The sequence below is a fragment of the Chitinophaga flava genome, from assembly GCF_003308995.1.
Lineage (GTDB): Bacteria > Bacteroidota > Bacteroidia > Chitinophagales > Chitinophagaceae > Chitinophaga > Chitinophaga flava.
In genome coordinates, this window is the sequence record NZ_QFFJ01000002.1 from 2,377,160 (window position 1) to 2,389,301 (window position 12,142).

A 12,142-nucleotide genomic window follows, 5' to 3' on the forward strand; every position below is an offset into this window, starting at 1 on the left:
TTATCTAGGGTTTATAGTTGATAGAAGTTCATCCAGTTTTTCCAGGGTAGCGATCATGCCTTGTTCCATGCCCATTTGAACAACCGCTTCCAGATCGGAAAGCGATTTGTAGGTCACTACCGTTTCTACTAAGGCGTTTTCGCCTTTATCGGTGAATGTTACCAGCCACTCAGCGCGGGGCAGGCTTTCATTGATTACACCTGCTGCATCACAGAAAGCATCCAGAGAGGTGTAGTAGTCGATGGGTTTGATTTTCAGGTAATCAGTCCAGCCCCAGTACTCTGTGCCGTTGGGTTCCACCATAGCATAATGCCAATGTCCGTTTTCACGGAAGTCCATTGATTTGGTTTTGGTGGTCAGGGGTTTGGGGGCAAACCATTTATCCAGCAATTCGCTTTTGGTGTAGCAGTCCCAAACCAATTCACGGCCGGCTAAAAACTCACGTTTGATAGTGAGCGTATTCTTTTTTTTGTCTACCAGGAAGTCAAACTGCAAATTATGTTTCATTTTTTTGGTTTTTTAATTGTTGCTAAAAGCTCATCTAATTGTTGAAAGCGATTTTCCCATATCTTCCTGAATTGTTCCAGCCATTTATCTATCTCTTTCATTTTTTCAATTTCAAGTTGATAATAAATCTCCCGTCCCTGGTGCTCTTGTTTCACCAGCTCACATTCTGTCAGTATTTTTAAATGTTTTGAAACGGCTTGTCTGGTCGAATCAAAATGTTCTGCAATCGCATTCGGGGTCATTGCTTGTATGGCCAGCAAAGCGATGATGGCCCTACGGGTGGGGTCGGCAATGGCTTGAAAAACATCTCTTCTCATAGTAGTTTGTTTTGTTTCCGAAACCAATTGGTTGCAAATATAAATGCAACTTTTCGGTTTCGCAAATTTATTTTCGAAATTTTCCGGCAGGCTAAAATTGTACTATTTTTTAAGAATACAAAAAGCCGGAGAGAATCTGATCACATAGGTAACGTTATTAAACTGGTCGGCATAATAGAGATTACCAGCTGCGTCGAGGGGGTACGTCCGCGGGCCGTTTATAAAACGAGAATCAGGATCGTTTTGTTTCGAAGTAGAAGATGCTATGTTGTAGCTGAGGCGGGGGGAATTCAGTAAATACACCCTGCTTTCATTAAAAGACAGGGTGTAATATTGTCTACTGCCTGGTGAAGACAGCCGTTCTTCCAAACAATGGTGTTCCGACATATCCTCTGATTTCCAGTTTATCACCTTTCAGGCTCATAACACTACTGTAGGTTTTTCCACTTTTAGGGTCATATACTTCACCATCCACCCACTTTCCATCTTCGAATGTAAAACCGGTAAGGATTACCATATTTAGTAAGGTCCTGTCTCTCAGGCTGGCATTCTTGTTTTTATTGTCTTTGCGTGGTGTTTTTCCATCGGCCTCAAAGGGTGTTTTCATCCAAACCAGTTTCCCATAATATTTGCCGGATGATTCATAGATGTCCACCTTTCCGTCTTTTTCCGGGTTAAACCACAGACCTTTTATTGCGCTGGCCGCCTGAGCAAATCCTGTCATGCTGGCCAGCGTCAATCCTACTACTAATGCTAATCGTTTCATGTTTAGATTCTTTATGGTAAAATAAAAGCAGGCGACTGATATTTCGTTGAAGGTATACCAAAAAAGTGATTCCTGAGTTTCCTAATGCTGTGGTATTTCGGGATATAGTAACGCTGGTGGCGGATTGGCGTATTATCTATATATTTGTTTAAATATCCCTATATGAAAATCAGACCATTAAATTATACTCCCTGGTATAACAATCCCAGGACGCTTATTTTGTTTATCATTTTCATTCCTTTTGTAGGATTGATTGGATTGATTAAAACGACGCTGATCTCCGGAAGGAAAAAACTATTGATGATTCCCGCGTTTATAGTGATTGTAATCGCGTTGGTATTGTTTTTTACTTTTCTTTCGGCTATTTAGCGGGGTGCAGCTATAAATCAAAATAACACATGGCACTTCCTGAAAAAGGATAAAAAATAAGAAACCCTTGCAGAAATAGTCTGCAAGGGTTTCTTTATATCTTCGGATGAACCGTTTATTTTGTACTTCCTGCTTTGATCAGGTCTGCTGGTGTGATCTGATTGCTTAACAGATAACCGAAAGCATCCCATCTTTTATCTGGTTGTCCTGCTGCAGTTTTGGCGTTGATATAGTTTTTGATCAGGTCCTGGCCGTAGTTATAATTGATGACGTAACTGCGGTTTTTGCGGATGAACTGCAATCCTTTTTCGGCTGCCTCGCGGTTGAGCAGGGTGTAGTTCAGCAGCCACTGTACTGCTGTGGAGTCAGACATGCTACCGTTTACCATACCTCTTGCCACTTCATTGCGGGCATAGTTAAGCCGGCCTTTTATGTCCAGTGCCTTGAAATAGGCAGTGATGCCGGTGGTGTCGAGGCCTGCCAATGGCAATAATACTGATTTGGTAAAGGTTGTTTTCTCTTCTCCGGGAAAAGCTATTTCAATTCCGTAATTGGCACTGCCCTCTGCTATCAGCGACTGTGGGCTGAAGAGCGGATAGAGGGAGATCTCCACCCATCCTTTGTCGTGATACAGATTTTTTTCGAGCAACATATTATATACGTGATGACCAGGATAACCTTCGTGGCAACCCAGGTCTATCGCCTTTTCTATGAAGATATTCAGGTCGGCACTGATCTGAATGAGGCTTTTATAGTTTCCCTTGTACCAGTTATATCCCATCCAGGGCTTGCCGCTGACATATTCCAGTGTAAAGCTCTCAGTGGCAGGCAGACCATAATGCTGCAAGGTACGTTTGCGGGCTTCGGCAATACCTGTTTTAAAAACGGTGTCAAGTTTATCCTTTGGGATCACAAAACGATTGGCTAGTTGCTGGAAACGCTCCGCTACCGGTCCTTTGCCAGGCAGCAGGCTGTCCAGTTCTGTTATCAGTGAGTGGTAGTGTTCTTCCGGATACACTGGCGCCACGGCGCCAAACAGCTCTTTGGATTCTTCGTCGAATGGTTTGAATTCGCCGGAGAATATCCTGATACGGCGGCCGAAAGCGGTGAGCTGCTGTGTGATCCAGTTGGCGCGGATACGGATGGTATCATTGTCTGTTGAGCCGGAAATGTCCTGCAATGCCTTTTTGAGTGCATCCACTTGTGCGAGGAAGCTGTCTTTCGGAAATGAGTCCTGTTTGGACGCGGGCTTCAGGGAGTCAGGTCCATAGTAGGCGTCTACAAAATCGGGATCATACTGCCCGATATTCAGTCCGAGGCGCACATACTTTTGTGCGAGCAGGTCTAGCTGCTGTTTTCCGGTATCCTTTGTTGGGCCTGTGTTACAGGCGAAGATTAATATAAGCGGCAGTAGCCGCAGGGTGTTTCTCATGTTATAAAAAGACATTTATTATGCGATCAGGTCTTCTATTTCTGCAGCTGTTCTGGCGAATGGACGCCCGAGCATGCGGCTGCCACCGGCTGTTACCAGGAAGTTGTCTTCCAGGCGTATGCCACCGAAATCATTATAGGCGGTCAGTTTATCATAACAAATAAACTCCCTGTGTTTGTCTTCCGCCTGCCAGGCGGCGGTAAGCAAGGGGTTGAAGTAGATGCCTGGTTCTATCGTCAGCACAAAGCCTTCTTCCAGTTCGCGTCCAAGTCGGAGGGACTTTAATCCGAAGGCTGTACTTTTCTTCAGGTCATCTGTATAACCTACATACTCTTCGCCCAAACCTTCCATGTCATGAATATCCAGTCCGAGCATATGTCCGAGGCCACAGGGGAAGAAGAGTGCATGTGCACCAGCTGCTACGGCCTCTTTGGCATTACCTTTCATCAGGCCCAGTGTAATCAGTCCTTCCGCAATCTGCTCGCAGGCCAGCAGGTGTACGTCTTTAAACCGGATACCGGGTCTTACTGCATCAGCGGCGGTCTGGTAGGCATGGTACACAATGTCGTAAATTTCCCGCTGTGCTGTACTGAATTTTTTATTAACGGGATGTGTGCGGGTAAGATCACCAGCGTATCGCATGGCATTTTCGGCGCCACAGTCGCAGAGTACCAGTTGTCCGTCCCGGAATGCGGTTTTATGTGGATGGTTATGAAGAAACTGTCCGTTGGCTGTGAGGATAACGGGGAAGGATATATTACCACCGGCGGCGATAGCGACAGCCTGCAGACGGCCGGCGATCTCTGTTTCAGTGACGCCTGCAGCCGCTAGTTCCATAGCTTTGAGCTGCATATCTATCGTGGTGTTGACGGCTGTCTCAATCTGTGCAATTTCTTCTGCAGATTTGATGGCACGCTGACTGATTACCGCTTTTATAAACTTAACGGATACACGCTGTTCGACTTCTTTTGCCGGGATATCCAGCCAGGCGGACAGCTTCAGGGTATGTTCCGGCCGGTAGGGTGGGAGAAAGTGGACCGGGCGCTGTAATTTCCCGGCCTGTGTCAGGAAGTTGTCCAGCTGCGATAAGGGCCTGACGTCTGAGATGCCCGCCCTGGCAGCATGTGAAGCCAGAGAGTCTACAGGGCCTGTCCACATGATCTCTTCAACGGTGGCTTCATTACCGAATAATATCTCCCGGTTGTTATCAATATCCAGCACAAATGTAAGTCCGGGCCTGTCGATTCCCGTAAAATACAGGAAACTGCTGTCTTGCCGGAAAGGGTAGATGTTATCCCTGTAATTCATGCCGCTGTCGTCGTTTCCGGGCAGTAAAATGATACCGCTGCCCATATCCGATTGCAGCTTGTTTCTTCTATTGATATAAGTTTCCTTTAAAAACACGTGGTGGTGATTTAATAATTAGCAGATATTATCAATGCTAAAAATAAGCAACAAACGCGGACGATAAATCACAGGGTTAAAAAGAGGATAGAGTAGGTTAATAATTGTAAACCGTCAGTGTGCCGGGGTCTTCTCCAGCATTTACCAGAGCGCAATTTAAGCAAATGCAGCATTGTTTTCCCTCATCTGACAGCTGCTTCAGGAGAGGATGTCGTTTGTAGGCTAAAAATTTTTTTTCAAATATTTTTGGAGAAGAAAATATTTTTTATACCTTCGCGCTCCCTTCAAGGGAAATTGATTCCGTAGCTCAGTTGGTAGAGCAATACACTTTTAATGTATGGGTCCTGGGTTCGAGTCCCAGCGGGATCACAGAGAGTTTACAAACCTCGCGCTAGTCGCGGGGTTTTGTTTTTTAGTTGAGCGTTTAGTCGAGTTCCTTTTGTATAACTCCGATTTCTTTCCCGTACTTTATACAGGTTAACCGGCTTTTACTAAGTTAAGAAATATAGTTATAGGTGATATCTGTCTTTTCGATCACATTATCCACTACACGGACTGGATGGTTCTCAAGGTTTGCTTTAACGATTACAGAAAGTCATTTTCCTTTGGCCATACTATAAAAACGAAAAACACATCATTGAGTTTGGTACTCCATAAAAAAAAGAGGACGCCTTTTGAGACGCCCTCTTTATTTTCATCAATAGGAATTCTACCTTACCTCCAGCTTATAAGGCGGCGTATCCGCTGCAACCAATGCTCTGAACTGTTTAAAGCGTTCTGTATTCTGTTTCTCACGGCCAAAAATCTCCAGATGAAATTTCATTCCGCTGACCTCTTCCTCCGTGTACTGATTCAGACTAACGGCTCCGGATATTCCCAGATGCGCCTGGCAATTAGCACAACCACCAACATCCCAGCGGCTCAGCACGGACTGATAACCGACAAGATATCTTTTATCATCCCCTTTGGTTGCATACACACCAACAATAAAAGAGCCTTTGATACCTCCTCTGCTAAGTCCTGAAATATAGAGATGCAGATTGCTTCTCTTTGAATCAAGAGCACTGGCAGTTCTTGCAGCTGCAACAACATCGTTTTGCGACAATGAGCCATCGGTATAGGTATAATTTAGCTGTGATTCAATATTTATACAATCTTCTGATGTGAAATAGGTAGTATCTGTTTTTATAAACGGTTTTAGCGCAGTTGTCATAGTCAGTGTTTCATTCTCCGTTTGCCCGTTGGCAGGGCCTTGTCCGGCACCGCCATTGAAACCATTTGAGGTACCCAGATCTGCGGGGTCTTCGATGATGTCAAAACGTTCTGTAAAACCCTGCTTTTGCTGCCATAACCAAAACACACGATCTATATTACAGTGGTGAAAAAAGAAGATGGGATCCAGTCCTGCCGTATCATTCTCGCCCATATCACCATTTGCATCCGGTAGCTGAGATGCATCATAGCCTCCGTTATTTATGCCGGTAGGAAGAGTAAAACCACCAACTGCCAAATGAATATCGTTGTGCGGATGCTCCAGTGCAGTGTACCCTTTACCATAATAAGCAGCAGATTGCGTATTGGAAAATATCGTATAAATAGGAGCGTCAAGACAATCACTGAATGCCTTTGCTATACCTGCCGGTCGTGTTGTCCCGTCTCCTGGGCCACATCCGGGTATGTAGTAAGTCACATTATTAAGCCATTGTAATACATTCGCATTCAGCAAGGCAATATTGGCGTTCGGATCAAAGAAATTAGCATTATACTCGTAAGTAGTGGCTTGGGCCTGCGGCGTGCCCACAAGGCCAGACAGCGGGTATCTTACTGTTTGGTAACCTTGTGGTTTGCTATAAACTGAGTCGTCATTGTTCACCTGGTCAGTTATTTTTTTAGGGAAAATAAATGAGGCAAGTGGATTATCGATGGCATTATTATCATCAGGTACAATTCCCTTATCACGCAAACACTGCGGGAACTCTCCCTTGAATGTAAACTTCGGAGCTGTAAGCGCACGCGGTATGCCATATGTGGTTGAATAGGAATCTGTCTCATCCCAATAGGGTTGCATTACATCCTCACAACCAGGAGTAGTCTGCAGGGCTTTTTCCAGCTTGTATACATATACCCTGTGCCAGGTGGGGAAAAGCACATTCTGGTGATTACAGTAGCCACCCCACCATTCCGGGTTTGTAGCGCCTTCCCCGGCAAATGGTTCTCCGTGATACCCACCTATCACAAAAAAAGAGTTAGGGTCAGTAGGTGGTAATGCTTTAATATAAGCCCATGCTGTCATCAGTTTTTCCAGATCATTATTGATGCCTGCATCATAATCATTCTGAATTTCAATTATAGAGCGGCGAACGCCTATGCCATTTCTTGTCATAGTTAAGCAATTTTGTGTTTCTTGTGAATAAGTTTCAAGGATACATTGGGGAAATTACTCAGTAAAGATCCTGTCAGGATCATGCCAACGCCCGCAACCAGCGACCATTGTGTGCCAGGGAAGAATGCGCGGCTGCTCATAATAAAAACCGCACCCAACATGCTGATAATAAAAGGCAGGTATCCTGCCACTCTTATCCGCTTATACAAAAAGAAAAGATGTATCGCCAGGAAGATCATCATTACGGGCAGCAGCCATTTCATATAAGGTAGCTTCGCCAATCCCAGGCTACCGAACATACTCATATAAACAGCCCAGCACATAGGACATTTCGGGAAAAAAGCAATTAGGATGCTCAATATGACCGAAGGTACACTCCTGGCGGTTTTCGAGGGTATTGTCCCCGATGATTGCTGCTCACCGGAATGCCTGACATGGCAATTACAAGTGTTGCATTCATTTAAATTTTCCATAGCGTATATTGATGTTGTAAAAGAAAAGGCTGAAAGATATTTATGCGTAATTCAGCCACGGAAAAGGGTTTAAAAGAAGCAGCAGGACCATCTCTGCAATGGTTGCTATGAAAGAAATAGGGGATGCCATTTTTCATAAGACAACATTTTATGGGACCCGACACTCACATGAATTGGAGGAACGTCAGATTCAAGCGGATCGGAAGAAAATACCAGATTCTTTTTTTGCTGTTGGATACTTTTAGTTTGCTTGCTGAGCATGAGATGAGCACCCGGCGCAAATCCCATGGTTAACAGCTGCATGATTGTCTTTCTGTGTTTGCATGAGCGTGTTCATAAGAGTATCTCATTTATGGAATAAAGAATAAAGAAATATTGCGGGTAATAGATGCCCTGCCCGAAATTGCTCCAGGCTGAGTTATCAAAGGATATATCATTCTATCAACAGGGGTGCTGCTATTCAGAAAATGGAACGAGCGAACTCGATACACCACTGCATCAGGAAAAATTCTGGCTGTATAAGAGAAGTCTTGCAGAAATGAACGCCTAAGGGGAAGTTAATACCGGCCTGCCTTCTGAGGGTAATTCCACAACATTTGTATGATGGTTATTTGAGGGTTTAGAGTGATGAAAAAATGGTAACCATAACTTTTATGTAATCGAAAATAAATAAAAAAATCATTTCGCCAAGAGGGTCGCCAGAGCGAATTTTAAATGTGTATTAATTTTGTATGTGTTTAAAGAATAATTTGATTGTTGATACAGATGGTTTGGTCGACGCATCTATTTTGGCGAAAGTGTGGCCAGGTTAAAAAAGGGGAAAAATACCCGTCAAAGTTGAATTGGTGAAATGACGATTGGTTATTGCTACAAACGGACACTATCGGTTGCAGGGACTGATTTTTTCAAAAATCAGTGTACTTGGCTGTAGTACAGGAACCCATGTATAACCCACCCCACTTCCGGCATTTTCATGATAAAACCCGCAAATATGCGGGCTTTATCATGAAATACAATTTAATTTAATCACAGGTTTTCCTGATATAATCCCAGCGGGATCACTGGAGAAACAAAAAACCTGCGTACTGCGTGGGTTTTTTGTTTTGGGTCTATTCCAACACCACTACCCCCGGAATAAAAAAACTGTCATATCACTATATCATTGTGATCAAATGAAAAAATTCGGAGTCTCCAATACTTCTGGTAGGTTTGCCGCTATGCGGGATCTCCGGAACAGTATTACGTTGGGTGGTCTTAGGGCTACTTTACCATATTTTCCTGGTCCCCCGGCCGGGCAGCTGCATAGGGACCAGGATTGATATTCTGCTGATGTAATTATCCATCAATCATATGAGGCACGAAGCGGCTTTTATTATCGGTGATAAGGGAGTCTGCTTCGCGGATACCCATACCTGCGGCCTGCTGTGCTATCACCCAGCTGCCTATCACCGGATATTTGCCATCATAGGCCGGAAGCTCGAACAGTTCCTGGAATACATATCCTTCCTGGCCGTAGCCACCGTCGGAGGATTGCAGCAGCTGTCCGTTGTCGACCATTTCTATATTGGCTCCTTCTCTCGAGAGAATAGGTTTTTTCACGAAGCGGTTCATGCCGTGTGAGTCGAACCATGCTGGCAGCAGATTAGGATGATTCGGGTACATCTCCCACAGGATAGGCAGCAGCGCTTTGTTGGAGAGTATCATTTTCCAGGCAGGCTCAATCCAGAAGGCCTGGTTGGCATCTTCTGGTATATTTTTTCCGAAATCATCTCTCAACAACCATTCCCAGGGATATAACTTGAAGATGTTCCTGATAGACTCATTCTCCAAATCCATAAATGTTCTCGTGCTGTTATCCCAGCCCAGATCGTCTATAAATACAAGCTTGGTATCCAGACCCGCCTGCATAGCACAGTCGCGCAGGTACTCGGTATTGGTAAGATCTTCAAGGGTTTGCTTCAGACAGCTGAAATGCAGTTTGCCGGGACGCAGGTAAGATGCGAGCGTTTTCCAGCCATCGATCAGCTTTTCATGAACAGAGTTGAACTGGTCTTTGGATTTATCAAAATCCTGAAGCCAGAACCACTGTACGATGCCTGCTTCATAGAGAGAAGTAGGAGTGTCGGCATTGAATTCAAGCAGTTTAAGATGACCGTTCTTATAACAGAAATCAAACCGGCCGTAGATAGCAGGATGATCTTCCTGCCAGGTTTTTTCTATATAAGGGATAGCCCCGTCAGGAATCGCAAAGCGATGATACAGGTTATTGTCCATTACATATTGCACCGCGCCCAGGCACATATCCCACAGCTCCTGTGTGGCGCTTTCAATTCTGTTTATTTCGCTGAGCATAAACTTGTAATAAGCACTTTCATCCCAGTAGGGGATATCTGTTGTATGAAATCCAAACCCCAGCTTCTCAACGGCGCTCTGCCAGTTGTTGCGGGGAGGAATACTAATTCGTTGCATCTGAAAATTAATTGAAATTAGGAAGAAACACTGAAACCATGTGAGCCAAATCCGCCACGGGTAATACTTCCTTTGAAACCATTGCGACCGGTATTGGCATGCGCACTGAGGCCTCCGGAATAGTAACCGGCACGCGTATAACTACCATTGTAATAATGACCATAAGGCCTGAAGGCATAGTACCAGAGATGCGAATGGTGGTGATATCCGTTGTTACTGGAATAATATCCATTGTCATCCCCATAATAATTTCTTACACCGTTGTAGGGAGCAGTGGTATCGCCGCGCATGAATACCCTGCGCTGGTGATGGGGAGTAGGCTTATGACAGCTGGCAAGTATTGCGGTAATCAGCACCAGTTGTATGTGTGCCGATTTTTTAAGTTTCTTATTGAACGGTGACATAAATCTCGTAATCCTTCTGAAGTTTAATAGATGTAGTATCTCCGTTCCCGTTTTCGCCCTGTTCTGTGGTTTGGCCCAGGGAAGGAATTGTATCGCGGTGCACTACTGTTTTGTACAGGGATGAGTTAGTCCAGATTTTATGGGTAGTCACCATTTCATCATGAAACTTGTCGATGTGGTTGGTACTGAGTACTGTTTCAATAGAACCTGTTTTGTCGATGGCATCGGTAATGTCTTCATTATTGGGTTCACTGGCTTCATTGCTACAGCTTCCCTGTGCCAGCATACAACAGATGAGGGCGCCTGACAGGTATAGTTTTTTATTCATGGCGGGTATAAATTATAGTACGAAGTTAATAAGGGAATATATTATTTATATAAAATTTTTTAAGTATAATAGCATAGCCCCAAGGTTGATGTGTATAATATAAGCGAGCATAATAGAGAGAATAGTATTAGGATTTATTGCACTGTGTTTGTTTCTGTATTTCCCTGGAAGCACTCTATAGGCATTCAATAACTATCATCCGGGTATCTCCTAAGTGTCCTATAACTATCGCTCAAATAAGCTGGTTCAGGCTCATATTTGATACTTTTTTGCTAATAAGAAGAGTAGGCATTCCGGGCGAGTCATCTATTTATCTTGATGAGATACCATTATTGTGGGGAAAGCATCACATTAATACCCGGAACGCCGGCTTCAGATCCCAACTCTGGGATGAATTCAACCGTGCTGCCATGGAATGGATTTACAACATGGGATATCCGTGCTACACAGATATTATATCCGCAATAGGTAGAAGTGTAGGGAGGTTTGGAGCGAACAACTTATCCTAATAATACGGGGGGCGGCCAACCACTCCCCGTATTGATATTAAATGCATTTATCCTTTCAATAACGCCGCCATAGGTCATTGTATTAAACTGTCTTTTCGATTGCGGTTAATGCAGGTGCCTGCTGTAACTCAAAGATGTATCAAAAGCGTGTATGCGTTATTGTGATATATTGTAATCTGGAATGGGGCACCCGTATTGCTGTTATCAACTCCAACGAAACGGAGCTGAAAATGAACGAAGAACAACCCATGCCAAGCTGAGGATGGGGTGAATCAGGAGGCCCCTATATTCCTTAACCGCCTACCCGTGATACACTCTGGAAGAAGTAATGATGCCGTCTTTTATCTCCAGTACTTCTCCTACCAGCAGATCCTCTTCGTTGGGCACCTGACGGAGATATTCCATAAATACCCGGTCCTGATTGGCGGTTAACGTATGCAAGATATATTGCAGGTGAGGATATCGCTCAAAAGAATCCTGCCACCAGACACGGAGTGCCTCCTTACCTTTGATAAGGCCGCCCGTAGCTGGCTGCCGAATTTTCAACTTCGGACTGTAATGCATCGCATTATCGTGGTACAGAGATAGTAATTTTTCCAGGTCATGTTCATTGAATGCTTCGAACCATTTGTGAGCAATGAATTCCAGTTCGTTTGGTGCTGACATATACTACTGTTTGTAAGCGGCAAATATAGGTTAGTTGTCTGGACTCCGCATACAAATTCCTCTGGGGTTATTTTTTTATGTAGAAGAAGATTTTAAAAAATTCCCGATGGTATCC

At 44.2% G+C, this 12,142-nt stretch carries 11 protein-coding genes and 1 tRNA gene; 1 reads left to right on the forward strand and 11 read right to left on the reverse strand.

The window, feature by feature from the left end:
• The 5 genes from DF182_RS25655 to DF182_RS25680 form a co-directional block, all read right to left on the reverse strand.
• Window positions 1-507, reverse strand: a complete 507-nt coding sequence (locus DF182_RS25655; RefSeq protein WP_113618619.1) for an SRPBCC family protein — start codon at window positions 505-507, stop codon at window positions 1-3.
• Entirely contained in the window at window positions 504-824 is a 321-nt protein-coding gene (locus tag DF182_RS25660; RefSeq protein WP_113618620.1) for an ArsR/SmtB family transcription factor, read from the reverse strand. The genes DF182_RS25655 and DF182_RS25660 overlap by 4 nt, the downstream gene beginning before the upstream one ends.
• Before the next feature lie 337 nt (window positions 825-1,161).
• Window positions 1,162-1,590, reverse strand: coding sequence for a DUF2147 domain-containing protein (locus tag DF182_RS25670; protein ID WP_113618622.1), 429 nt, complete (start codon window positions 1,588-1,590; stop codon window positions 1,162-1,164).
• Between the two features lie 484 nt (window positions 1,591-2,074).
• Entirely contained in the window at window positions 2,075-3,391 is a 1,317-nt protein-coding gene (locus DF182_RS25675; protein WP_113619730.1) for a hypothetical protein, read from the reverse strand.
• Window positions 3,392-3,409: 18 nt separating this feature from the next.
• Window positions 3,410-4,795, reverse strand: a complete 1,386-nt coding sequence (locus tag DF182_RS25680) for an aminopeptidase P family protein (RefSeq protein WP_113618623.1) — start codon at window positions 4,793-4,795, stop codon at window positions 3,410-3,412.
• A 296-nt stretch (window positions 4,796-5,091) separates the two neighbouring features.
• On the opposite strand from DF182_RS25680, the gene DF182_RS25685 reads away from it, so the two are divergent.
• Window positions 5,092-5,164, forward strand: a tRNA-Lys gene (locus DF182_RS25685).
• Window positions 5,165-5,504: 340 nt separating this feature from the next.
• On the opposite strand, the gene DF182_RS25690 is transcribed toward DF182_RS25685, so the two are convergent.
• From DF182_RS25690 to DF182_RS25725, 6 genes are all read right to left on the reverse strand, one after another.
• Entirely contained in the window at window positions 5,505-7,178 is a 1,674-nt protein-coding gene (locus tag DF182_RS25690) for a tyrosinase family protein (RefSeq protein ID WP_113618624.1), read from the reverse strand.
• A gap of 2 nt (window positions 7,179-7,180) precedes the next feature.
• Window positions 7,181-7,651 (reverse strand): hypothetical protein, encoded by a 471-nt coding sequence (locus DF182_RS25695; RefSeq protein WP_147243548.1) that lies wholly within the window; start codon window positions 7,649-7,651, stop codon window positions 7,181-7,183.
• Window positions 7,652-8,986: 1,335 nt separating this feature from the next.
• Complete coding sequence (locus DF182_RS25710; protein ID WP_113618628.1) at window positions 8,987-10,120, reverse strand: glutathionylspermidine synthase family protein; 1,134 nt, start codon at window positions 10,118-10,120, stop codon at window positions 8,987-8,989.
• A 17-nt stretch (window positions 10,121-10,137) separates the two neighbouring features.
• Entirely contained in the window at window positions 10,138-10,524 is a 387-nt protein-coding gene (locus DF182_RS25715) for a hypothetical protein (protein ID WP_113618629.1), read from the reverse strand.
• Complete coding sequence (locus DF182_RS25720) at window positions 10,508-10,852, reverse strand: hypothetical protein (RefSeq protein ID WP_147243549.1); 345 nt, start codon at window positions 10,850-10,852, stop codon at window positions 10,508-10,510. Before DF182_RS25720 ends, DF182_RS25715 begins: the two co-directional genes overlap by 17 nt.
• A gap of 809 nt (window positions 10,853-11,661) precedes the next feature.
• Window positions 11,662-12,027 carry a nuclear transport factor 2 family protein gene (locus DF182_RS25725; protein ID WP_113618631.1) on the reverse strand — a complete coding sequence of 122 codons (366 nt, stop codon included), beginning with the start codon at window positions 12,025-12,027 and terminating at the stop codon, window positions 11,662-11,664.
• Window positions 12,028-12,142 lie beyond the last annotated feature (115 nt).